Source organism: Metapseudomonas phytobenefica, assembly GCF_043392685.1.
Classification (GTDB): Bacteria; Pseudomonadota; Gammaproteobacteria; order Pseudomonadales; family Pseudomonadaceae; genus Metapseudomonas.
This window is the reverse complement of record NZ_JBHZGM010000034.1, coordinates 16,911-39,881: the sequence shown is the minus strand read 5'-3', so window position 1 is coordinate 39,881 and position 22,971 is coordinate 16,911. Positions and strand designations below refer to the sequence as shown.

Genomic DNA, 22,971 nt, shown 5'->3' with positions numbered 1-22,971 from the left:
GGCACTTCAGTCGGAACGATAATTCAGCACCCGGTTCGGTAGCCGGGGCAGCAGGCGGGCGAGGTCGGCGGTGGCCACTTCCAGCGTGCGTTCCGGCGGGCCGGGCGAGTAGATCAGGTAGTCGTGGCGGAGGATCGCCTCGTCGAACACCAGGGCAATGTCTTCGGCATGGCCCAGGGGGCAGGCGCACTGGGGCACGCAGCCGGTCAGCTCCACCAGTTCCTCGTCGCTGGCGATGCTCGGCCGCGCGCCCAGCAGTGCCTTGAGCTGCGCCCAGTCGGCCCGCGCGCCCTCCAGGGTCACCAGCATGGCGTAGCCGCCGCCCCTCAGCCGCAGGAACAGGCTCTTGCTCTCCACCCCGCGCAGGCCGAAGCGCTGGCGTACCGCGTGGGCGGTGGGGTAGTCGAGCACGGCTTCGTGGCTGACCTCCCGGTAGGGGATGGCGTGATCGTCGAGCAGGGCCAGGTTCCGGTCGTAAAGGGACATCGGGGTTCCGCGGGAGGGGAGACGGGAGCGCCATGATAGTCGTTAAGGGGCGGCAGAGGTCGTCCAGCCCGGCTTCGCGCAGCACCTCCCCCACACGGCTGGGAGGGTGCCGGCAGGGCGCCGGGAGCATTCTGCAGGGTTCGATCCACCTTCCATTCCCGGAGGCTGGCATACTGGCCGCCATCTACCCTTATACAGTCGCCGCCAGCCGGTCGCCCCAGCCAGTCACGAGGAACCGCGTTGAAGAAAATCGCAGTATTCGCCGACGTGCAGAACCTCTACTACACGGTGCGTCATACCTACGGCTGCCATTTCCACTATGGCGCGTTCTGGCAGAGCGTCAGCGCCGAGGGCGATATCGTCGAAGCCAACGCCTACGCCATCGATCGCGGCGATCCGCGCCAGCAACAGTTCCAGCAGATCCTGCGCAACCTCGGCTTCAACGTGAAACTCAAGCCCTTCATCCAGCGCAGCGACGGCTCGGCCAAGGGCGACTGGGACGTCGGCATCACCATCGACGTACTGGACGCCGCGCCGCGCGTGGACCTCATCGTGCTCGCCTCCGGAGATGGCGACTTCGACCTGCTGCTGGAACGGGTGGCCAAGGCCCACGGCGTGGAAACCCTGGTCTACGGCGTGCCCGGCCTGACCGCGCAATCGCTGATCCGCGCCGCCAGCCGCTACCAGCCCATCGAAAGCCCGCTGCTGCTGCGCAACTGAAACCCGCCCCCATCTGGACAATTCCGTGGACCCCATCGCCGTCATCGACTTCGAGACCACCGGCATTACGCCGGGCAACAACTGTCGCGCCACCGAGATCGGCATCGTCATCCTGGAGGGCGGGCGCATCGTCGACCGCTACCAGAGCCTGATGAATGCCGGTGTTGCGGTACCCGCCTTCATCCAGGGCCTGACCGGCATCACTACCGCCATGCTGCGCGAGGCGCCGCCCGTGGAGCAGGTGATGGGCGAGGCGGCCGACTTCATCGGCGACCTGCCGCTGCTGGCGCACAATGCCTCGTTCGACCAGAAGTTCTGGGACTACGAACTCGGCCGCATCGGCCGGAAGCGCCGCCAGGCCTTCGCCTGTTCCCTGCTGCTGGCCCGGCGCCTGCTGCCCGAAGCACCCAACCACAAGCTCGGCACCCTCAACGCCTGGGCGCGCTTGCCGGATACCGGCAAGGCCCACCGCGCCCTGGCCGACGCCGAGATGGCCGCCAACCTCACTCTGCACATCGCCGGCCGCCTGCGGGACAGGCACGGCATCGCGGAGGTTTCCCACCAGCTGTTGTGCAGCCTGCAGAAGCTGCCTGCGGCCAAGGTCCCCGAAGCGCTCAGGCGGCATCGGGAAGCCTGAACGTCCTCGTAGGCTGGTCGGAGCGAAGCCCGACAGCGGAGTCGAGCCGGAATCGTTGGGCCTCGCCGGGCTCGGACCAACCTACGGGCGCAGATCAGGCTTTGACCGTGCGCAGGGGCTCCACCTTGCCGCGTTCCTGCAGCACGGCGGGAACACGCTGTTCGAAGGGCGTGGAGAGGATGAGCGAGGTCTTGGTGGCGCCGAACTGGCCGATCCGGTCGATCAGGTCCTGCAGCTCCGGCATCGATGCCACGGCCGCCTTGATCAGCAGGCAGGCATCGCCGGTGACCCGGTGGCAGAGCGTCAGTTGCGGGATTTCCTCCAGGGCTTCCTGGGTGCGCTTGTAGTCGCGGTCGGTGATGCGCAGTTCGATCACGCATTCGATGGGCAGGCCCAGCTTCGCCAGGTCCACGCCGGCGTGGTAGCCGGTGATGATCCCGGCGGCTTCCAGCTTGGCCACGCGGTCGGCCACCGCCGGCGGTGACAGGTTGACCCGGCGTGCCAGGTCGGCGAAAGAAGCGCGGCCGTTCTCGATCAGGGCCAACAGCAGCAGGCGGTCGTACTTGTCCACAGGTGCCTCCGAAAGTGGCTTTCTTCGAATCGAAGGTTTAGGCCGCTCAGTTCGATGAATTGCAAAGCCTGAGCGGTGATCAAGCAGGCTTTCTGTCTTATTTCACCGTAGGTGCCTTTCATAGAATAGACACTTCATTCCTGCCTGTGTCGAGTTCCGATCATGCCTGCGCGCCGCGTTCCGCTCCTGCTCATAGGGGCTTTCATCGCTCTTTACCTGATCTGGGGTTCCACCTACCTGGCGATTCGCATCGGTGTCGAATCCTGGCCGCCCCTGTTGATGGCCGGGGTCCGCTTCGTGGTGGCCGGCGCCCTGATGTACGGCTTCCTGCGCTGGCGCGGGGTGCCCAACCCGACCAGGCAGGAGTGGAAGTCCGCCGCCGCCATCGGCTTCCTGCTGCTGAGCTGCGGCAACGGCGGGGTGACCCTGGCCGAAGACCTCGGCGTGGCCTCCGGCGTCGCCGCCCTGGCGGTGGCCACCGTGCCGCTGTTCGCCCTGCTGTTCGGGCTGATCTGGGGCCAGCGCACCACGCGCCTGGAATGGGCGGGCATCCTGCTCGGGCTGATCGGCATCGGCCTGCTCAACCTCGGCTCCAACCTCCAGGCCAGTCCGCTGGGGGCCGTGCTGATCATCTTTGCCGCGGCAGCCTGGTCCTTCGGCTCGATGTGGAGCAAGAACCTCAAGCTTCCCGCCGGCCCCATGGCCAGCGCAGTGGAAATGCTCGCCGGCGGTGTCGCCCTGCTGGCCGGCAGCCTGCTGAGCGGCGAGCGTATGGTCGCCGCCCCCACGCTGGCCGGTTGGGGCGCGCTGGCCTACCTGATCCTGTTCGGCTCGATCATCGCCTTCAGTTCCTACCTCTACCTGCTGAAGAACGTGCGTCCGGCGGCGGCCACCAGCTACGCCTACGTCAACCCGGTGGTGGCGGTGCTGCTGGGGATTGCCTTCGCCGGCGAAAGCATCGGCCTTGAAGAGGGTCTGGCGATGCTGGTGATCATCGGTGCCGTGGTGCTGATCGGCCTGCCGCAATGGCGCGAGCGCAAGGAAGAAAAGGCGCCGGCGGACAAAGCGCTGCAACAGCAGACCAGTTGATCCCGGTGGTGATGGGCGGCCTGCTAGAATTGCGCCTTTTCCGCACACTATGGCTGCCCCGATGACCTTCGCTTCCCTCGGCCTGATCGAACCCCTGCTGCGCGCCACCGAGGCGCTCGGCTACCAGACCCCATCGCCGGTACAGGCCGAGTCGATTCCCGCCGTCCTCAAGGGCCGCGACCTGATGGCCGCGGCCCAGACCGGCACCGGCAAGACCGCCGGCTTCGCCCTGCCGCTGCTGCAGAAACTCACCCAGGAAGGCCCGCAGGTGGCCAGCAACTCGGTACGCGCCCTGGTGCTGGTGCCCACCCGCGAACTGGCCGAGCAGGTCAACGAAAGCTTCCGCGTCTACGGCCAGTACCTGCCGCTGCGCAACTACGCGGTCTACGGCGGCGTCAGCATCAACCCGCAGATGATGCGGCTGCGCAAGGGCATCGACATCCTCGTCGCTACCCCCGGCCGGCTGCTCGACCTCTATCGGCAGAACGCCGTGAAGTTCAACCAGCTCCAGGCGCTGGTGCTGGACGAGGCCGACCGCATGCTCGACCTCGGTTTCGCCCGTGAGCTGGACGAGCTCTTCGCCGCGCTGCCGAAACGCCGCCAGACCCTGCTGTTTTCCGCCACCTTCTCCGACGCCATCCGCCAGATGGCCGGCGAACTCTTGCGCGACCCGTTGTCCATCGAGGTCAGCCCGCGCAACGCCGCCGCCAAGAGCGTGCGCCAGTGGCTGATCCCGGTGGACAAGAAGCGCAAGGCCGAGTTGTTCCTGCACCTGCTGGAGGATCGCGGCTGGGGCCAGGTGCTGGTCTTCGCCAAGACCCGCAAGGGTGTCGACCAGCTGGTGGATGAACTCCAGGCCCGGGGCATCAGCGCCGACTCGATCCACGGCGACAAGCCGCAGCCCTCGCGCCTGCGCGCCCTGCAGCGTTTCAAGGCGGGGGAAGTGCAGATCCTCGTCGCCACCGACGTGGCGGCCCGTGGCCTGGATATCGACGACCTGCCTCTGGTGGTCAACTTCGACCTGCCCATCGTCGCCGAAGACTATGTGCACCGCATCGGCCGTACCGGCCGCGCCGGCGCCAGCGGTGAGGCGGTATCCCTGGTGTGTGCCGACGAGGTGCAACTGCTGGCAGCCATCGAAGTGCTGATCCGCCAGACCCTCCAGCGCCGCGAAGAGCCGGATTTCATCCCCGATCACCGGGTGCCCATGACCGATGCCAGCGGCCAGGTGATCAAAAAGCCGAAGAAGCCCAAGAAACCGAAAGAGCCCCAGGCCGTCGCCGGCAAGGCAGGCAAGGGCGCGGCGCTGGGGCGCTGGATCGACAGCGAAAAACCCAAGGTCAGGGCGGTGCGCAAGGCGCCGGGATTCGGCAAGGCGAAGAAGGGCTGATTCCCGGCCCGGGCGTCACCGCATTGTGGTGATGGGTGACGCCTGATGGGGCAACGGGACCCGGATTGGGGCTGGGCGGCGAACCGGTACGCCCGTGCCAGAGCGGGCGGCTGGGCTTGCAGGGTGTTGGCGCACTTCCTGCATTTCTGTGGGAAATGCTGAACGCCTATAGTGATTGAAGCGCAGCCCAACCTCAGGCAATTCCCCATGCGCCACAAGGAACTCAAACACTGGACCGCCGGTGTTGCCCACCTGCTTGCCCAACCCGCCGGGCGCCCCCGTCTGCTCGCCCTCAGCCAGTGGTTGCAGCAGATTTGCCATGTCGACCACTACGTGCTCTTCGTCTATGAAGGCAATCACCGCCCGCTGGCTCTGTTCGATACCTTCCCACCCGACAAGCGCCATGTGTATGTCGAGGACTACCAGGTCGGCCCCTATCTGCTGGACCCTTTCTACCTCGCCTGCACGCGCAACCAGGCCCCCGGCCTCTGGCGCCTGCGCCAGTTCGCGCCGGACCACTTCTACCTGGGCGAGTACTACGTCACCTACTACCAGCAGACCGGCCTGACCGAGGAGATCGCCTTCTTCGTCGACCTGGCCGACGGCGCCAAGGCGGTGCTCTCGCTGATGCGCAGCGCCTGCAGCCCGGCCTACAGCCGGGACGAGATGCAACTGCTGGACTGTGCCCAACCGGTGGTCGAGCAGGTGGTCAACGAGGCCTGGGACCTGGCCCGTGCCCACGCGCCGCGCCCGGCGCAGGACCTGGACTACAAGATCCGCGAGGCCTTCGACCAGTTCGGCGCCCACGTGCTGACCGCGCGGGAGCAGGAAGTGGTGCAGATGCTCCTGCGCGGCCACTCCAGCGCCTCGGTGGCCGAACACCTGGCCATCAGCCCCGGTACGGTGAAGATCCATCGCAAGAACATCTACGCCAAGCTGGGCATCGGTAGCCAGTCGGAGCTTCTCGGGCTGTTCGTGCGTGAACTGGCCGGCCAGCGCGACGAACCCGAAGCGCTGCCCAAGGCGGTCTAGCTTTATCGCTATTGGCGATTTTAAGGGCGCTGTTCAATAACCATCCAGCACAAGCCGGATCAGCTGCCATCGGCCTCCGGCGCGGGTGCCCACGACTTATCCACAATGATTTGCACAGAAATTGTGGGCAGGGCGAGCGTCTGCTCAAAATCTGACCATCGTTCGCAAATCCCCGCCGGACGGGACCTCCAGCCCCCCATCCATAACTTATCCACACCATGTTCCACAGTTTCTGTGGAGTGCGCGTCTATCCCCCGAGGGATATATACAGCCGAAAACCGCTGTCGCTAGCCTGTTGCCACCAGCCAAGAACACCTGAAAAAAGGGGCCGGCCGTGAGCGATGCAAGCGAGTTCTTCGATATCGAGTTCCGCCATGTGGTCAAGCGCTATGGCACGGTGACGGCGGTCAACGGCCTGAACTTCAAGGTGCGGCGCGGCACCTTCCATTCCTTTCTCGGCAGCTCCGGCTGCGGCAAGACCACCACCCTGCGGATGATCGCCGGCTTCGAGCAGCCCAGCGAAGGCGAGGTGCTGCTGGCCGGGCGTTCGGTGGCCGGGGTGCCGGCGCACCAGCGGCCGGTGAACATGGTGTTCCAGAGTTATGCACTGTTCCCGCACCTCACGGTGGCGGAAAACATCGCCTATGGCCTGCGCTACCACCAGCCGCGTCCGGACCGCGCCCAGCAGCGCCGCATGGCTGACGAGGCGCTGGAGATGGTGCGCCTGTCCGGCTTTGGCCAGCGCAAGCCCCATGAGCTTTCCGGCGGCCAGCAACAGCGGGTGGCCCTGGCCCGCGCCCTGGTGAACAAGCCCACGGTGCTGCTGCTTGACGAACCCCTGGCGGCGCTCGACCGCAAGCTGCGCAAGGAGATGCAGTCCGAACTGCTGCGCCTGCAGCGCGAGGTGGGCATCACCTTCGTGCTGGTCACTCACGACCAGGAAGAGGCGCTGTCGATGAGCGACAGCATCAGCGTCATGCAGGACGGCCGGATCCTGCAGAGCGCCAGCCCCGAACAGCTCTACGAAACCCCGGCGAGCCGCTACGTGGCCGACTTCATCGGCGAATCCAACCTGTTCGACGGCACCGTGCGGCGCATCGAGGATGGCCGCGTGCTGCTGGACACCACCCACGGCCTGCAACTGGCCAGCCCGCAGACGCCCACCGGCCCGGCCCTCAAGGCGTCCGAGCCGGGCTGCATCGCGGTGCGCCCGGAACTGATCGCCATCGGCGCGGGGACGGAGGCGCTGCCCCGCGAGATCAGCCTGCCCGGCCAGGTGGTGGATCGCATCTACCTCGGCAACCTCACCGAATACCGTGTGCGCACCGAGCCGTTCGGCATCGTCTGCGTGCGCGTACCACGCCATGGCCAGCACGAACGTTCGGCGTTCGAGCACGGCTCGCCGGTACGCATCGGCTGGGATCAGGCCAGCGGCCTGGCGATGGCGCTGTAGCAAGACGCAGTAGGCGAAGGACCAGAACAACCAACCCTCGAAAGGCAGGTGGCAACAATGGATCGGAAAGACTTCATCAAGCAGCTGCGCAGTTGGCAGAACGGCTCCATCAGCCGTCGCGAGTTCCTCGGCCGCACCGGCCTCGGCGTCGCCATGGCGGTCATGGCGGCGAACATGCCGGGCCTGCTCACCAGCAACCGCGCGTTCGCCGCGGAGAAGGGCTCCCTCGGCGACCGCGTGGTCCTGGCCACCTGGCCGAACTACCACAACGCCGAGAACTTCGCCGCCTTCGCCGAACTGACCGGCGCCCAGGTGCAGATGAACGTCTTCGGCTCCAACGAAGAGATGCTCGCCAAGCTGCAGGCCGGCGGCAGCGGCTGGGACGTCTTCGTGCCCACCAACTACACCATCAGCACCTACGCCGAGCTGGGGCTGATCGAGCCGCTGGACCTGTCCCGCCTGCCGAACTTCGATCCCGCCTCCTACGAGAAGCGTTTCATGGAGCAGGGCGTGATCAACGGCAAGACCTACGCCGTGCCGAAGAACTGGGGCACCACCGGCTTCGTCTACGACAGCGAGAAGATCAAGGCCCGGCCCACCACCTGGAAGGAATTCTGGGAGCTCGCCAAGGGCGAGGCCGACGGCCGGGTGATGGTCCACGACTATCAGTTGACAGTGATCGGCAATGCGCTGAAGGCCTTCGGCTACAGCTTCAACTCCCTCGATCCGAAGGAACTGGCCGATGCCGAGAAGCTGCTGCTGGAGGTCAAGCCGCACCTGTTCGCCATCAACTCCGACTACCAGCCGTCCCTGCGCAACGGCGATGCATGGATGTCCATGTGCTGGACCGGCGACGCCTCGCAGCTGCACCGCGACCTGCCGCAGATGACTTACGTGCTGGGCCGCGAGGGCGGCGAGCTGTGGAGCGACTTTTTCGCCATTCCCAAGGGCGCCGAGCGGCGTGACGCCGCCTACGCCTTCATCAATTTCCTGCTCGACCCGCAGGTGAACAAGCTGGAGGTGGAAGCCCACGGCTACCCGACCGGCGACAAGCGCGTGGATGCGCTGCTGCCCAAGTCCATGCTCGATGACCCGATCATGTACCCGGCTGCCGACCTGCTCAGTGCCCTGGAGTTCGGCGCCGCCGCCACCCTCACCAGTCCGGCGCGGGCGGAGTTGATGGCGCGCTTCAAGGCGGCCTGATCGCCGCCGTCCTGTAGGAGCGAGCTTGCTCGCGAAGGCAGGTTCGCAGATTCGCGAGCAAGCTCGCTCCTACAAAAGCCGCTTCCATGAACCGTAGGGAATCCTCCATGAACGTCGCCCTCAGCGCCCCCGCGCTGGCCGATGCCGGCCAGGCCGCGCCGGCCGAAAGCCGCAGCCTCGGCCGGCGTGTCACGCTGCTCCTGCTGTTGCCGTCCACCCTGTGGTTCCTGCTGCTGCTCCTGCTGCCGCTGGTGATCATCCTGGTCTTCAGCCTGGGCGAGCGCAGCCCCGTAGGTGGCTACAGCGCCGCCCTGACCCTGGACAACTACCTGAACCTCGGTTCGCGGGCCAAGGCCTTCTACAACACCCTGGCGTTGGCGCCGCTGGGTACCCTGGTATGCCTGCTGGCCGCCTACCCGCTGGCCTATTTCCTCGCGGTGAAAGTGCAGCGCAGCCGCTCGCTGCTGCTGACCCTGGTGATCGTGCCGTTCTGGACCAGCTTCCTGATCCGCACCTATGCCTGGATCTTCATCCTCGGCGGCAAGGGCATCCCGGCGCTGCTGGCGATGGTGGGCCTGGACGGCGTGCGGTTGATCAATACGCCGACGGCGGTGCTGATCGGCATCGTCTACGGCTACCTGCCGCTGATGGTGTTCCCCATCTACGTCAGCCTGGAAAAACTCGACAAGCGCCTGCTGGAGGCCTCGTCGGACCTCGGTGCCGGTGCCTTCGAGACCTTCCGCCGGGTGACCCTGCCGCTCTCCGCACCCGGCGTCATCACCGGCAGCATGCTGGTGTTCATCCTGCTCATGGGCGAGTTCCTGATCCCGGCCATCCTCGGCGGCGGCAAGGTGTTCTTCGTCGGCAACGCCCTGGTGGACCTGTTCCTGCAATCGCGCAACTGGCCGTTCGGCAGCGCGGTGGCCATGACCCTGGTGGCGATGATGCTGCTGATCATCGCCCTCTACCTGAAGCTGGTGGCGCGCTACGGCAAGCGCGGCACGGAGGGGATGCTCTGATGTGGCTGCGCAGCTATTCCACCTCGCTCTACCTGTTCCTCTACGCGCCGATCGCGCTGATCGTGCTGTTTTCGTTCAATGCCGGGCGCAGCGGGCTGTCCTTCGAATGCTGCTCGGTGCAATGGTTCGGCCGTGCCTTCGGCAATCCGTTCATCATCGAGGCGCTGGGCACCAGCGCGCTGATCGCCTTCTGCTCGGCGGTGCTCGCCACGCTCTTCGGCACCCTCGCGGTGTTCGGCCTGCAGCGGGTGGGCAAGCGGGTGCGGCTGTTCTTCGACGCCATGACCTACTGCGCGATCATCATTCCCGGCATCGTCATCGGCATCGCCACGCTGATCGCCTTCATCAGCCTGTTCGAAGTGGTCAACCCGCTACTCGACCTGCTCCTGGGGGCCGGCCTGCCGCGCCTGCGCATGGGCTTGTTCACAGTGATCGCCGCGCACTCGCTGTTCACCATGGCGCTGGTGATGGTGATCGTCCGCACCCGCGTCGAAGCCCTCGACAAGGCCCTGCTGGAAGCCTCCGCCGACCTCTATGCGCCGCCGCTGGAAACCTTCCGCCGGGTGACCCTGCCGCAGATCGCCCCGGCCATCCTCGCCGGCTTCCTGCTGGCGTTCACCTTCAGCTTCGACGATTTCATCATCGCCTTCTTCGTCGCCGGCTCGGAAACCACCTTGCCGATCTACATCTTCTCGTCGATCCGCCGGGGCATCACCCCGGAGATCAACGCCATTTCCACGGTGATCATCTGCGTCTCCCTGGCGCTCTTGTTCACTTCCCGCTACCTGCAGAACCGCCGCAGCGGCGCCTGAGCGCCCATGGAGCAGAGCCATGCGTGACCAGCTTTACATCAACGGGCAATGGGTCCGCCCCGACCTGGGCGGTTACTTCGAGGTGCTGGACCCCAGCAGCGGCGACCTGATCCAGCGCGTACCGGCGGCCACCGAGGAAGACATCGACCATGCCGTGCATGCCGCCCGCCAGGCCTTCAACCGTGGCTGGGGACAGAGCAGCGGGGCCGAACGCGCCAGCTGGCTGGAGGCCCTGGCCAGCGAACTGGAAGTCCGCCAGGACGCCTTGGCTGTGCTGGAGGTGCGCGACAACGGCAAGCCGTTGCCGGAGGCGCAGTGGGACATCGCCGACGCCATCGGCTGCTTCCGCTACTACGCCGAACTGGCGCGGGAGCTGGACGAGCGCCAGGACGAGCCGCTGGCGCTGCCGGACGAGCGCTTCAGCTGCCGCATCCGCTATGAGCCGGTGGGCGTGGCGGGGCAGATCATCCCCTGGAACTACCCGCTGCTGATGGCCGCGTGGAAGGTCGCCCCGGCCCTGGCGGCGGGCGCCACCTGCGTGCTCAAGCCGTCGGAACTGACGCCCCTGTCCGCCCTGGAACTGGCCGGCGCCGCCGAACGCATCGGCCTGCCGTCGGGCGTGCTGAATGTGGTCACGGGCCTGGGCAGCGAGGCGGGCGGGCCGCTCAGCCAGCATCCGGGAGTGGACAAGCTGGCCTTCACCGGCAGCGTGCCGACGGGGTCGAAGATCATGTCGGCGGCGGCGGCCGACATCAAGAACATCAGCCTGGAACTGGGCGGCAAATCCGCCTTCATCGTGTTCGACGACGCCGATGTGGACGCCGCCGTGGAATGGATCATGTTCGGCATCTTCTGGAACCAGGGCCAGGTGTGCAGCGCCACGTCGCGCCTGCTGGTGCAGGAAGGCATCGCCCCGCGCCTGATCGAGCGCCTGGTGGAAGAGAGCCGGCGCATCAACATCGGTCCCGGCCTGGAGCGCGGCGTGCTGCTGGGGCCGCTGGTGAGTGCCGGGCAGTACCAGAAGGTGGTCGGCATGATCGAGCAGGGCAGGCAGGACGCCACCCTGCTCACCGGCGGCAAGCGCCCCGCACATCTGTCCCACGGCTATTTCATCGAGCCGACGGTGTTCGACGAACCGGCGGAGCACAGCCGCATCTGGCGTGAGGAAATCTTCGGCCCGGTGCTCTGCGTGAAGCGCTTCAAGACCGAGGCCGAAGCCCTGCGCATGGCCAACGACAGCCGCTTCGGCCTGGCCGGCGCGGTGATGAGCGCTGACCTGGAGCGCGCCGCGCGGGTGGCCAACGGCCTGCGCGCCGGCATCGTCTGGGTCAACTGCTCGCAGCCCACCTTCACCCAGGCGCCCTGGGGCGGCATGAAGCAGAGCGGCATCGGCCGCGAGCTGGGGCGCTGGGGCCTGGAGAATTACCTGGAAGTGAAGCAGGTCACCGAGTACCGCAGCGCGGAGCCCTGGGGGTGGTACATCAAATAGCGGAAGGGGGCGTCGCTTTTCCCTGTGGGGGCGAATTCATTCGCTAAGGGCTGCGTAGCAGCCCCAGGGGACTCCATAGGGCAGGCCTTTGGCCTGCTTGGCGAATGAATTCGCCCCCACAAGATTCCAGGACCCCCGGAGCAGGACCTATGACCTGCCGGCTTCCGCCAACCGCTTCTTCAACCGCGCGACTTCGGTCATGTCGTTGATCACCAGGCACACGCGCTCCACCTTGCCGCTGGCGGTGGCAAGGGGCAGGACGGTGAGGTTCTGGTACATGAAATCCTCTTCGCCGGTGATCGGCCGGTAGTTGTCGAAGCGGATCAGGTAAGGCCGTTGCTCCCACAGGCTGAAGGCGCGGGTGCCGAGTTGCAGCACGCTGTCCACCTTGCGCCGCAGCCAGTTGCGGTCGATCTCCGGGAACAGCTCGAAGATGTTCCTGCCCTGTACCCGGTCGGAGCCGAGGCCTGAATGGTTCTCCATGAAGCTGTTCCACACCTCGATCTGGTACTGGCGGTCCAGGACCACCACGCCGACGTCCAGACACTGGACGATATCCAGCAGCCAGTGGAGTTCCTTGAAGTCGATCTGCGTCGGCATGGGGTCAGTCCATCAGGTAGTGGATCTTCTGGGTCAGGCGCGCGATGGAGGTTTCGGTGAAGAGCAGCAGCAGGTCGAAGTGCAGGTTGTGGTCTTCGATGGCGTAGCTGATCTCCACCGCCAGCGTCTTGCGCCAGCGCCGGTTGTTGAGCTGGAACAGCCGCTCGATGGAGCTGTGCCGGCCGAGCAGTTGCGGGTAGCCCTGGGAGAAGCGCACATCGATCTGCTCGGCGATGCCGGCCAGGCACGCGCCGATCAGGATGCTCGCCAGGTCCAGCTGGATTTCCGCCTCCTCGCTCTCGCCCTGGGGCCGGCAGCCGAGCAGGCGCGCCACCTCGGCGCTCTCGGCATCGTGGAACAGCAGCAGCGCCTCGCCGGCGATGGATTCGCCGATGAAGCCCTGGCACACCGCCGACAGCCGCTGCCCGCGCTGGGCGTCGGCCAGGGCCATGTGCAGTTCGCTGACTTCGAAGAGGTTGACGTTGGGCACTGGCAGCTGCACGAACACCCCGAGCACCCGCGCCAGCAGGGCGGCGGCGCGGCCCATGGCGACGTTGCTGACCTCGCGCAGGGCATCGCGGAAGTTCACCCGCAGGTCCGGGTCGATGCGCAGCGGAATGCCGTTCAGCGGGCTGGTGGACGGCGCCGGGCGCAGCAGGCCCAGGCGGATCAGGGTGTCCCGCAGCTCGTCCGGATCGGCCGGCTTGCGGATGAAGGCCAGGGCGCCGAGCTCGTGCACGCGGCGCTGGGCTTCGGCCTGGATATCGCCGGAGATCACCACCACCCGTGAGTTCAGGCCCTCGGCGCGGATGCGGCTGAGCACCTGGTAGCCATCCATCACCGGCATGGTCAGGTCCAGCAGGACCACCTGGCCCTGGCCTCGGCGCATCGCCTCAAGGGCTTCTTCGCCGTTGCTCGCCTGGGTGATATGCACCGGCCAGTCCAGCGGCAGCGCGCGAATCAACTGCTTGCGCGCCATCATCGAATCGTCGCAGACGAGGAGGGGAATCACCTTGGGGGCACCGCATGCAGAAGCTGGGCTGTGGGCAAGCATAGACGCTGCCGCGTGCCAGCCGATAGCTCGCCGCCGGCTTCCGATCAGCTGTTTCGTTCCAGGCGCCGAGCGGTCGCCCGTCAGCCCCGCGACAGCCAGTCGAGCGCGCCACGCGCGGCGACACGGCCGCTGGCGAAACAGGCGGTGAGCAGGTAGCCGCCGGTGGGCGCTTCCCAGTCGAGCATCTCGCCGGCGCAGAACACCCCCGGCAGCTGCCTGAGCATCAGGCGTTCATCCAGCGCTTCGAAGGGCACGCCACCGGCCGAACTGATGGCCTCGTCCAGCGGGCGCGCCCGCACCAGCGTCAGCGGCAGGGACTTGATCACGGCGGCCAGGCGCGCGGGGTCGAGGAAGTCGTCCCTGGCCGACAGCTCGCGCAACAGGCCGGCACGGGCACCGTCCAGGCCCAGCTGGCTGTGCAGGTGCTTGGCCATGGAGCGCGAACCACGCGGGCGCGCCAGGGCCCTGGTGATCTTGTCCACAGAGTGGTGGGGCAGCAGGTCCAGGTACAGGGTGGCGCTGCCGGTGGCGTTGATCCGCTCGCGGATGGCGGCGGAAAGGGCGTAGATCAGGCTGCCTTCCACGCCGCTTTCGGTCAGCACGAATTCACCCAGGCGCGCTGGCTGGTCATCCAGGCGAATGGCCGTCGACTTGATCGGCGCGCCGGCGAATTTCTCGCGCAGCAACGGGCTCCAGCCGGTCACTTCGAAACCGCAGTTGCTGGGTTGCAGTGGTGCAATGGCCACGCCGCGCTGTTCCAGCAGCGGCACCCAGGCGCCGTCCGATCCCAGCCGCGCCCAGCTGCCGCCGCCCAGGGCGAGCACGCAGGCGTCGGCACGGAGGCTGGTTTCACCGGCGGGCCTTGCAATGCGCAGGGCACCGTCCGCGGCCCAGCCGAGCCAGCGGCTGCGGGTGTGGATGGCCACGCCCTGCTCGCGCAGGCGCTTGAGCCAGGCACGCAGCAGCGGGGCGGCCTTCATGTCGGTGGGGAAGACCCGGCCCGAAGTGCCGACGAAGGTGTCGATGCCGAGAGCGTGAATCCACGCGCACAACTGGTCGGCGCCGAAATCCTCCAGCAACGCGCCCACCTCTTTGTGGCGTGCGCCGTAGCGGCCGACGAAGGGGGCCTTCGCTTCCGAGTGGGTGATGTTCATCCCGCCCACGCCGGCCAGCAGGAACTTGCGCCCCACCGAGGGCATGGCGTCGAACAACTCCACCCGCGCGCCGCCCTGGGCCAGGACTTCGGCGGCCATCAGGCCAGCTGGGCCACCGCCGATGACGGCGACGAAGGGGGAGGAATCGTTCATGGGGATGAGTCGGGGCGGAAAATGGAAGAGGGCGCATTCTAATGCACGCCGCTTGGCTGGACACGGCATGTTGTGGGGGCGATTTCAATCGCTGAGCAGGCCATAGCCCCCGCAGACTTCCTCGGGGCAGCTTCGCCGCCCATAGCGAATGAATTCGCCCCCACAGGAAAAGCACAGTGCTCAGCGCTCCAACCCCATCTCCCGCCACACCTTGTCGGCGCTGTGATGGAGGATGCCGTGGCGCCGGGCCAGGGCGGCGCGGTCCTTGTCGTAGCCTCCGCCGATCACGCCCATCACCGGGATATCGCGCCCCAGGCAATGGCGGATCACCCGCTCGTCGCGCTCGGCCACGCCGGCATCGGTAAGTTGCAGGTAGCCCAGCGCGTCGTCCTTGTGCACATCCACGCCGGCGTCGTAGAGCACGATATCCGGCTGGTAGAGCGGCAGCAGGTAGTTCAGCGCGTCGTCCAGCACCTGCAGGTAGTCGGCGTCACCCATGCCCATCGGCAGGGGAATGTCCCAATCGCTCTCGGCCTTGCGCGCGGGAAAGTTCTTCTCGCAGTGCAGGGAGACGGTGATGGCGTCCGGGGTCTCGGCCAGCAGGCGCGCGGTGCCGTCGCCCTGGTGTACATCGCAGTCGAAGACCAGCACCCGCTGCACCTTGCCCGCCTCCAGCAGGTAGCGGCTGATCACCGCCAGGTCGTTGAAGATGCAGAAGCCCGCCGCCTGGTCGAAGTGCGCATGGTGGGTGCCACCGGCCAGGTGGCAGGCCAGGCCGTGTTCGAGGGCCAGCTCGGCGGCCAGCAGCGAACCGCCCACCGCGCGCACGGTGCGCCGTGCCAGGGGTTCGCTCCAGGGCAGGCCGAGGCGGCGCTGTTCCTCGCGGCCCAGGTCGCCGTCGAGGAAACGCCGGATGTAACTGGGGCAATGGGCGAGCGCGAGCACCTCGGGCGGGCAGACGCCCGGACGGTGCAGGCGCGCGTCGCTGGTCAGGCCGCTGTCCAGCAGGTGCTCGTAGAGCAGGCAGAATTTCTAGATATGCAGTGATATTGTTTTTTCAAGTACTTTGGGCACTTGCCTCAGAGCTGGGTAATGCCGATTGCAACGGCATGGCTGCCACGTAGCTAATGCTTGCTGTTACTATGCCGCCACTGCTTTTTCAGACGAGGGGAATTCTGTAGCAGTGCTTGTCGGGATCGCTTCATTCTGATTTGCGAACGATGAATGGCGACTTAGAAACTATCTAGGAGAAGTTTTTATGGCATACAGAAATGGAAATTATTGCGCCTTCTATGTTGCTGAACCATTTTATCCGAGTGCGTTAGGTGCAAATGCGACAAAAGACTTCGTCTACTTCAACATGCTTAAGGCATGGAAAGCACAGGACACTTCATTCCCCTTCAATGACTCGCATGCAAAAACTTACAGCGTTAGAGACGGCAGCGATTGGGAGAGCACGCTGAAGCCACGGCTGCGTGAGCGTCTACAGTCTTCAAAGAATATTGTTCTTTTTCTTAGTAGCAATACTTTTGAGTCGAGGGCGGTCAAGGAAGAGATTGAGTATGGTATTGGTAATCAGGGTTTGCCGGTTATTATCATTTATCCTGAGTACAGTGAGAAGACTGATCTGGTGGCGGGAGGAGAGCTGAAGTCGGCAATTAAGGCTCTTTGGAACAAGCTTCCGTCGTTAAAGTTGTATATGGGTAATGTACCGGTATTGCATGTTCCAATGAAGAAGGAGCTCATAAGGTCTGCTTTGGGGGATTCCGAATTTACTGTGTCAGGAAAAACTAATCCAGGCAACTATTGGTATAAGATTTGATGCTCTTGGGTGAGGCTGTTGCTTAGTAGGGATGTGGAATGGCCAAGGTAAAATTTTTCGACAAAAGTCTATGGGCAGGGTTTAAGGAGAATGTTTCTTGGATTAGCACTGTTGTGTCTCTGGTGCTGATCTTTGTTGATATTCCGGGGGGATGTAAGCTTTATGCTGGGGGCTTGTTCTTGCTTTTTCTCGGAGTCTTTTATCTTGCTAGTTGGGTAAGGTCGAATCGCCTAACGACGGTTACTCTAGATATTGAAGGTAGTGCTGTAACCGTCAAAGTTGGCGATCTGTTCAAAGAGCCAGATTTCAAGGTTATTGCGTTCAATGAGTACTTCGATACTCAGGTTGATGATAGGGTTATATCTGCCAAATCATTGAATGGAATCTTTATAAATGAACATCTTCCTGAAGGGCTCGATGGTCTTGAGCGGCACTTGGCAAGCTACCAGTTTGAGGATGGTGATCTGGCGGAGCTTAACGAAGATAGGCGTTCCGGCAAGAAACAAAAGTATGAAATAGGGACGGTATGCCTTTACGGGGACTTCATCTTGGCGGCTTTTACGAAATTCGATGAAGGTAATAGGGCTGTCCTTACGATGCCAGAGTACCTGGGGTTTCTGATTAAGTTTTGGGACAATATTAATCGGGTTTATGCGCAAAAAAGCGTCGCTGTTCCTGTGTTTGGCTCGGGGATAACACGAATCAAGGAACATAGAGGAATTAGCGATGAGGAATTGCTGAAAATCATGCTGTGGACTTTTAGAATTAGCGAGATGCGATTTAAGTATCCTGCAAAGCTTACTATTGTTGTGCACGACAGCAAGATAGATAAAGTGAATTTGTTGGATATTAGTTTGGCTAAGAACGGTCTATAGAAGTTTCGGGCTGAACGTCGAGTGGTCTTAATAAAGTTTACTGACGCCGTACTCTGGGTGGGTCGGTATCAAACCCAGTCTCCCGGCCCGGACTGCCCGAGCGTCAATTTCGACCGAATATCGACGGGCATGAAAAAGGCCGCTCAGGGCGGCCTGTGTGGCGAGGATTGGGGAAGCTAGACGTTCCAGCGACGCTTAACTGTTGCGAGGCTGATGTCCAGTTCAGCGGCCACAGCAGACTGACTCATACCCTTGGCCTTCAGTTCCTGTACCTGATCAGCACTGGTGACAGTGGGGCGACCCAGGGCCTTGCCTTCTGCCTTGGCACGCTCCAGCCCTGCCTGTGTCCGTTCGATCAGCAGGTCACGTTCAAACTCAGCTACGGCACTCAGCACCTGCATAGTCATCTTCCCGGCTGCACTAGTGAGGTCCACACCGCCCAGAGCGAGGCAGTGGACACGGATACCACGGCTGGCCAGCAGTTCCACTGTGGAACGTACATCCATCGCATTACGGCCCAGGCGGTCCAGTTTGGTAACGATCAGTACGTCACTGTCTTCCATGCGTTCTAGCAGCTTCTGGAAGCCCTTCCGCTCACTGGCAGCAACGGAGCCGGATACCGTCTCAGTGATCACACGCTGAGCCTGCACATCGAAGCCAGCAGTCTTGACCTCCAGCACCTGATTATCAGTGGTCTGGTCTGCGGTGGATACGCGGGCATACATGAAGGTCCGGCTCATCTGGTGTCACTCCTTGGTGTCAAATTGGTGGTGTCATTATGATGAGTGGTATCAGAATTGTCAATGCTAGTTTTTGATACCAGATTAAGTCGGGTTCTGGCGCGGTGTCATATACGGTCGTTTATGAGCCCGGCGTGGCAGGGGCTTCACACTGTGAAGGGCCAAGGGCATCAGCAGTAATGATGGCCTCTGTTCTGAGGTGGCTGGTCATTCTTTGATCAACGATCCCGAGAATTCGGGGATGTGAGGAAATCTGTCAAGAAATTTGACGTATTTGGCGGGGGCTTGGCTTAACCCCATCCGGTGGAAAGCCCCGCAACTGGGCGGGTGTAGGGGGAGAGTGTGTGACCAGAATTGCTGATCTGGTCACGAAGGGGATAGATCGTGATTGGCTTCGGAATAGTTCCGTCACTCCACGTCCAGCAGCACTCGAATGGACTCGACTGCGGCAAGCCCCACCGCCTTATCAGCCTTTGTCTCTGCAACTTGAAGCACTTGATGGGTGAGCATTTCGAGCAGCTCCTCGTGGGAGATGATCACGCGATACCTGTAGTTGTTGCCCCGATCCTTGCCCGTCAAAGACGCGAGAAACGTTCCCTCTCCATCAAGGGAAACCTTCATCTTGCTGTCAGCGATAGTGTCGGAGCCGTCATTACGATAACGACCATTTCGAAGAATCTTCATTCGCTTGGCATCCTTGGCGATTGTATTGGCCGGGAATACTAAGACATCGGGCCATCAGTTAGGAGGGGGCGACTGGGAGCGCCCTTTGCGTCGTAGCTATTTACGAAGCGACTGCTACAGGTTCCAGCAACTCGGGGTAATCGTTCCGTGTGTTGCCCACGTCCGTTGTAACCGGGTGAGCTGTGAAGTCTTCGCGGGGGAAGGCAATCGCAAGCTGAACGTGTTCATTTGGCGTCTTGGGCGAGAGCCAGGAATCCCATTGCTCCGGGTGGAGAATGACAGGCATCCGGTGATGAATGTGGGCAACGGATGGTGCAGCTTCTTTAGTGAGCAGAGCACAGGAAACCACGTCCTGCGCCTCCGGTCCTGTCCAGGTACTCCACAATCCGGCAATGGCAAGCAACCCATCGTCAGTGGCGTGATGGTAGTAGGGCTGATTCACCAGCCGCCCTGATCGGTTCCTGACCTGCTGGTGTTCGTTCCATTCGTACCAGCCTGCAACGGGCATGATGCATCGATGTGTTCGTAGGCTCTGGCGCCACATCGGTTTGGTTGCTGCTTCTTCGGAACGGGCGTTGAAGCTAAGTGCTGGTGGCTTGGCCTGTTTCCACCAGAAGGGAATCAAACCCCATCGGGCCGCTATTACCTCTGGCTCCCCATCGTCCCCCAGTTTCACCATCGGAACGATTGTTGTCGGGGCCGCATTGTAGCTCTGAATCCAGCGGCCTGAGTTTCGGGAGCCGATGTGCCAATACGCCTCAATCGCTCGATCTGATGGGGTGACAACTCGTCCACACATGGCGATCCCTCGTAAACAAGCGCATACATGCTCAGTCGACGCCAGCGAAGGCGTTCACATTCATTGAGTCCTGATGGCCACAATCGTGCTACACCAAGATAGTTTCGCCTCATGCCCCGGCTGTAAGTAGAACAGCTCCACAGCACAGCACGTGCCAACCAGAACAAAAAACACAAGATATTGTGTTTGCTTGCTACGCCATTGACAGCTCCATCGCACCTCGCAAAACGTCCTTTCATCGGCGACGAACGGCAAGGTCCTTGTGGCACTAGGTGTCTGGGCTGATCACTTTATAGTCACCCACAATTCACCCACAAGTTATCCACAGGCTAGATGTTGTGGGTCGCCTTGCAATGTCCCAAGGAGCGCATTAACGTGGTGCACAGATAAAGCCCAGAGACAGCGAAGGGGCATTATCAGCCCTGCTCGCCTTGAAGGCATGAGCGGAAGGGAAGGAAGCTAGCGAGTGATCACGTCAAGTTTGGCGACCGAAGCGCGATCACCCGCTCCATACCAGACGCACTACGGCAGGAAACCGCGTGGCCCGATTGGGGTATCTATTCAGCCAAACTGTTGGCGGTAACGTCAATGCTCGTTTGTCGAGTAGGTCCCAGTCGAGGCCGATTTCTCAGCTCTGACTATGGGACATATTCCTATGAGCAATTCCAAGCAAACCTCGCAAGACGTTGCATCTCTCGCAGCTCAGACCCTTCGTGATCCCAACGCTTCGGCCATCGCGAAGAGCCTTGCAGCTTCTGCACTAGCTCAGTCGTCGACCGGTAAGCAAACGGGGGCCGACATGGAGGCGAAAGCCGCCAAAGCGCTCCAGAGCGACAAATACAGCGAGACGACCAAGACGCTCGCGGGTTCGGTCGTTTCCCAGTCCGACAAGAAACGCTGAGGAGGAATAATCCATGGCTATCAGTCAGGCTGAATTCAACCGTCGGGTACGTGAAGCGCAGCGCAAGGCAGAGCAGGCGTTAAAGCGTGAGGTCGATCGTGTCAACCGTGAAAACAAGCGCTTGGCCGATGCACATAATCGCAAGGTTGACGCTCATAACAAAAAAGTTATAGCCCAACACAATGCTGCGATTAATGCGCACAATCGCCGCGTTAGCGAACATAATCGGAAGATTATTGCCGAACTTAACCGAAGCTTACGATCTGCAACCAGCGCCGTTCGATACACGGACTCAGAGCGGCAATTAGTGGATCGCGTACATCAAGCTGTTGCCACTATCGATCCTCGGGAGTATGACTCTTTCTTGAGTTATGCTCGCATCGATGGGGCGAAAGTTGCTAATGAGCTGCGAGAGTGCCTTGAGGAACTTGGCGTAGCTGTCTGGTTTGATGAAGCCGCTATAGTTCCAGGTCGGAGTCAGTCGCTTCAAATGGATGCAGGCTTAAGAAAGGCGAGGACTGGCATTGCGCTGCTGACCCCGGCGTATCTCACCGGAAGGTTCTGGACCGAACGTGAGCTGGGAGTACTGTTGAGTAAGTCAACTTTGATTCCCGTACTGCATAACGTCACGTTTGATGACGTGAAGGAGTACAGTAGCTTCCTCCCTGATTTGGCTGGATTCACAACAGAGCATAACTCCGTACCGGAAATTGCGGAGAAAATTGCGGCAGCAGTTTTACCGTATGACGAGTGACTTCAGTAGGGCTTAGCCAGTTCTTGCGGTGGCGGTGATTTTGATCAGCGTTGCCGCAAGTTTTCCACGCTCGTTGAACTTCTCTAGCGAGTTTTCGAGCAGTCTGTATCGGCGGGTTTGTAGGACACGCCCTATTTCAACACAGCACCGCCTATCTCATGGTTGCGTTGTGGTGGCAACGATGGTGGTGTGTAGTTCTCAAAGGCCATCGAACAATGTAGAGATGCTGATACCGAGGGCGTCCGCAAGAACCTTAATGGCATCTAGGCTGGGGTTGGCACCGCCTGTCTCGACCCTGGACATGTACGTCCGGGCAAAGCCGCACTGATCCGCAAACGCTTCCTGCGTGATGCCCTTCGCTTGGCGAAGCTCACGCACTCGATTGCCGAATTGACGGCGTAGGGACGGGGATTTGGGTGGGGATGGCATTCCTCCATCGTCCCGGCATGTGATTTAATCGTGAACACACTAATCGTGACATTGGGTGCATCATGCTATGCCTGCCTCCTCTGTCTGGTGTGCCGACTCCATCGGAGAGATGGAATGCAATCACATGAAGAAGGAAGCGAAGAATGAAAGCGGGACTCAAGGGCGGGGTAATGGTTGCGGCTATGGCATTGTTGGTTGGGTGTGCAGCTCAACCGAAAATTCAGATGGTGAAGCCGAGTGCAACTGAGCAGGAGGTCGTTCAAGACGACGCCCATTGCCGGATGATGGCGAGCAATGTCCAGGTGGCCGACTACGAGTACCGGGGCACGTTCATGGAAGGGGCGAACATCCTGCACAAGCAGAACCAGACCTATCAGCTCTGCATGACCAGTCGGGGCTACAGTGCGGTGAGGATGAAGTGATGAGAACCTTCCGCAATCCTGCGAACGGTCACACTGAGCAAGTCCCCGATGAGGCATGGCTCTATGTTGTCGTCTTCGGAGCGTTTTATCTGGCGTACCGAGGGCTGTGGGTTCACTTCTTCGTGTGGACCTTCGCCGTGGTAGGCGTGACCGTGGCAACTGGTGGCCCGGGGCTGATCCTCGCTTTGCCCATCGCAACTATCGTCTATGGCATCACCATCCGAGGCATCCTCGCCAGTTCGTACCTACGCCGTGGATGGGAAGAGGTGGCTGATGCTACCTCGACTACTCCAGGGCAACCGAGCGTCAGTACCAATGGTCTGCGGGAGTGCCCGTACTGTGCGGAGTTGATCAAGGCACAGGCCATCAAGTGCAAGCACTGCGGAAGTGAAGTGGAACCCGTTCCTGTCCAGACTGCCGAAGTTCCCAAGATTGCCAGCAGCACCATTCCATCAACGCCCTGGTTCGTCACCTTGCCCTTCAGCTCGAACAAGGAATACCAGTCCATTGCGGAGAAGGTTCGGGAACTGGGGCATGACGTTCACTCTGAAACCAGCCGGTACTTACGAATCGGGCCATTCCCGAGCAAAGATGCTGCTGGCGAGACTCTTCGGCAGTTCATGGCGAATCACGATCTGCACGGAAACTTGGAAGAAGCCAGAGGCTGAGGCGAAGGGGGGCGG

At 62.5% G+C, this 22,971-nt stretch carries 25 protein-coding genes and 1 pseudogene; 16 read left to right on the top strand and 10 right to left on the bottom strand.

What is annotated here, in order from left to right; translation table 11 throughout:
• Positions 1–6: 6 nt before the first annotated feature.
• Complete coding sequence (locus ACFW0B_RS21825; RefSeq protein WP_449151068.1) at positions 7–486, bottom strand: YbaK/EbsC family protein; 480 nt, start codon at positions 484–486, stop codon at positions 7–9.
• A 240-nt stretch (positions 487–726) separates the two neighbouring features.
• On the opposite strand from ACFW0B_RS21825, the gene ACFW0B_RS21820 reads away from it, so the two are divergent.
• Together ACFW0B_RS21820 and ACFW0B_RS21815 are read left to right on the top strand one after the other, a co-directional pair.
• Positions 727–1,206, top strand: a complete 480-nt coding sequence (locus tag ACFW0B_RS21820; RefSeq protein ID WP_449151067.1) for an NYN domain-containing protein — start codon at positions 727–729, stop codon at positions 1,204–1,206.
• Positions 1,207–1,231: 25 nt separating this feature from the next.
• Positions 1,232–1,843, top strand: a complete 612-nt coding sequence (locus ACFW0B_RS21815; protein ID WP_449151066.1) for a 3'-5' exonuclease — start codon at positions 1,232–1,234, stop codon at positions 1,841–1,843.
• A 94-nt stretch (positions 1,844–1,937) separates the two neighbouring features.
• Here ACFW0B_RS21815 and ACFW0B_RS21810 read toward each other — a convergent pair whose 3' ends face one another.
• The gene (locus ACFW0B_RS21810) at positions 1,938–2,414 is read right to left on the bottom strand and encodes an Lrp/AsnC family transcriptional regulator (RefSeq protein WP_449151064.1); all 477 of its coding nucleotides are present in this window, start codon (positions 2,412–2,414) and stop codon (positions 1,938–1,940) included.
• Between the two features lie 162 nt (positions 2,415–2,576).
• Between ACFW0B_RS21810 and yedA the strand changes: the two genes are divergently transcribed.
• From yedA to ACFW0B_RS21770, 8 genes are all read left to right on the top strand, one after another.
• Positions 2,577–3,503, top strand: a complete 927-nt coding sequence (gene yedA / locus ACFW0B_RS21805) for a drug/metabolite exporter YedA (protein ID WP_449151063.1) — start codon at positions 2,577–2,579, stop codon at positions 3,501–3,503.
• 61 nt (positions 3,504–3,564) lie between these two features.
• Positions 3,565–4,893, top strand: a complete 1,329-nt coding sequence (locus tag ACFW0B_RS21800; protein ID WP_449151062.1) for a DEAD/DEAH box helicase — start codon at positions 3,565–3,567, stop codon at positions 4,891–4,893.
• Between the two features lie 207 nt (positions 4,894–5,100).
• Entirely contained in the window at positions 5,101–5,925 is an 825-nt protein-coding gene (locus tag ACFW0B_RS21795) for a response regulator transcription factor (RefSeq protein WP_449151061.1), read from the top strand.
• 334 nt (positions 5,926–6,259) lie between these two features.
• Positions 6,260–7,378, top strand: a complete 1,119-nt coding sequence (locus ACFW0B_RS21790) for an ABC transporter ATP-binding protein (RefSeq protein WP_449151060.1) — start codon at positions 6,260–6,262, stop codon at positions 7,376–7,378.
• A 57-nt stretch (positions 7,379–7,435) separates the two neighbouring features.
• Positions 7,436–8,581: an ABC transporter substrate-binding protein gene (locus tag ACFW0B_RS21785; protein ID WP_449151059.1), complete on the top strand. Its 1,146-nt coding sequence runs from the start codon at positions 7,436–7,438 to the stop codon at positions 8,579–8,581.
• A gap of 107 nt (positions 8,582–8,688) precedes the next feature.
• Positions 8,689–9,600, top strand: a complete 912-nt coding sequence (locus tag ACFW0B_RS21780) for an ABC transporter permease (protein WP_449151058.1) — start codon at positions 8,689–8,691, stop codon at positions 9,598–9,600.
• Positions 9,600–10,412 carry an ABC transporter permease gene (locus ACFW0B_RS21775; protein WP_449151057.1) on the top strand — a complete coding sequence of 271 codons (813 nt, stop codon included), beginning with the start codon at positions 9,600–9,602 and terminating at the stop codon, positions 10,410–10,412. The genes ACFW0B_RS21780 and ACFW0B_RS21775 overlap by 1 nt, the downstream gene beginning before the upstream one ends.
• A gap of 19 nt (positions 10,413–10,431) precedes the next feature.
• The gene (locus tag ACFW0B_RS21770) at positions 10,432–11,901 is read left to right on the top strand and encodes an aldehyde dehydrogenase family protein (protein WP_449151056.1); all 1,470 of its coding nucleotides are present in this window, start codon (positions 10,432–10,434) and stop codon (positions 11,899–11,901) included.
• Positions 11,902–12,048: 147 nt separating this feature from the next.
• On the opposite strand, the gene ACFW0B_RS21765 is transcribed toward ACFW0B_RS21770, so the two are convergent.
• From ACFW0B_RS21765 to ACFW0B_RS21750, 4 genes and pseudogenes are all read right to left on the bottom strand, one after another.
• Positions 12,049–12,501 (bottom strand): PAS domain-containing protein, encoded by a 453-nt coding sequence (locus ACFW0B_RS21765; RefSeq protein WP_449151055.1) that lies wholly within the window; start codon positions 12,499–12,501, stop codon positions 12,049–12,051.
• A 4-nt stretch (positions 12,502–12,505) separates the two neighbouring features.
• Positions 12,506–13,480 carry a response regulator gene (locus ACFW0B_RS21760; protein WP_449151082.1) on the bottom strand — a complete coding sequence of 325 codons (975 nt, stop codon included), beginning with the start codon at positions 13,478–13,480 and terminating at the stop codon, positions 12,506–12,508.
• A 155-nt stretch (positions 13,481–13,635) separates the two neighbouring features.
• Entirely contained in the window at positions 13,636–14,862 is a 1,227-nt protein-coding gene (locus ACFW0B_RS21755; RefSeq protein WP_449151054.1) for a TIGR03862 family flavoprotein, read from the bottom strand.
• Positions 14,863–15,042: 180 nt separating this feature from the next.
• Positions 15,043–15,894: pseudogene (locus tag ACFW0B_RS21750) on the bottom strand (histone deacetylase family protein); the annotation flags it as partial.
• Positions 15,895–16,120: 226 nt separating this feature from the next.
• On the opposite strand from ACFW0B_RS21750, the gene ACFW0B_RS21745 reads away from it, so the two are divergent.
• Positions 16,121–16,684, top strand: coding sequence for a TIR domain-containing protein (locus ACFW0B_RS21745; RefSeq protein WP_449151053.1), 564 nt, complete (start codon positions 16,121–16,123; stop codon positions 16,682–16,684).
• A gap of 38 nt (positions 16,685–16,722) precedes the next feature.
• Positions 16,723–17,559, top strand: coding sequence for a macro domain-containing protein (locus ACFW0B_RS21740; protein ID WP_449151052.1), 837 nt, complete (start codon positions 16,723–16,725; stop codon positions 17,557–17,559).
• Between the two features lie 176 nt (positions 17,560–17,735).
• Here the strand turns inward: ACFW0B_RS21740 and ACFW0B_RS21735 are convergent, their stop codons facing one another.
• From ACFW0B_RS21735 to ACFW0B_RS21725, 3 genes are all read right to left on the bottom strand, one after another.
• Positions 17,736–18,299 (bottom strand): recombinase family protein, encoded by a 564-nt coding sequence (locus ACFW0B_RS21735; RefSeq protein ID WP_449151051.1) that lies wholly within the window; start codon positions 18,297–18,299, stop codon positions 17,736–17,738.
• Positions 18,300–18,707: 408 nt separating this feature from the next.
• Positions 18,708–18,983: a hypothetical protein gene (locus ACFW0B_RS21730; RefSeq protein ID WP_449151050.1), complete on the bottom strand. Its 276-nt coding sequence runs from the start codon at positions 18,981–18,983 to the stop codon at positions 18,708–18,710.
• Between the two features lie 100 nt (positions 18,984–19,083).
• Positions 19,084–19,782, bottom strand: a complete 699-nt coding sequence (locus ACFW0B_RS21725; RefSeq protein WP_449151049.1) for an SOS response-associated peptidase — start codon at positions 19,780–19,782, stop codon at positions 19,084–19,086.
• A 655-nt stretch (positions 19,783–20,437) separates the two neighbouring features.
• On the opposite strand from ACFW0B_RS21725, the gene ACFW0B_RS21720 reads away from it, so the two are divergent.
• Complete coding sequence (locus ACFW0B_RS21720; RefSeq protein WP_449151048.1) at positions 20,438–20,683, top strand: hypothetical protein; 246 nt, start codon at positions 20,438–20,440, stop codon at positions 20,681–20,683.
• A 13-nt stretch (positions 20,684–20,696) separates the two neighbouring features.
• The gene (locus tag ACFW0B_RS21715) at positions 20,697–21,437 is read left to right on the top strand and encodes a toll/interleukin-1 receptor domain-containing protein (protein WP_449151047.1); all 741 of its coding nucleotides are present in this window, start codon (positions 20,697–20,699) and stop codon (positions 21,435–21,437) included.
• A gap of 198 nt (positions 21,438–21,635) precedes the next feature.
• Here ACFW0B_RS21715 and ACFW0B_RS21710 read toward each other — a convergent pair whose 3' ends face one another.
• Positions 21,636–21,866, bottom strand: a complete 231-nt coding sequence (locus ACFW0B_RS21710; RefSeq protein ID WP_449151046.1) for a helix-turn-helix domain-containing protein — start codon at positions 21,864–21,866, stop codon at positions 21,636–21,638.
• A 143-nt stretch (positions 21,867–22,009) separates the two neighbouring features.
• Between ACFW0B_RS21710 and ACFW0B_RS21705 the strand changes: the two genes are divergently transcribed.
• Together ACFW0B_RS21705 and ACFW0B_RS21700 are read left to right on the top strand one after the other, a co-directional pair.
• Positions 22,010–22,288, top strand: a complete 279-nt coding sequence (locus ACFW0B_RS21705) for a hypothetical protein (RefSeq protein ID WP_449151045.1) — start codon at positions 22,010–22,012, stop codon at positions 22,286–22,288.
• Positions 22,288–22,956 (top strand): zinc ribbon domain-containing protein, encoded by a 669-nt coding sequence (locus tag ACFW0B_RS21700; RefSeq protein ID WP_449151044.1) that lies wholly within the window; start codon positions 22,288–22,290, stop codon positions 22,954–22,956. Before ACFW0B_RS21705 ends, ACFW0B_RS21700 begins: the two co-directional genes overlap by 1 nt.
• Positions 22,957–22,971 lie beyond the last annotated feature (15 nt).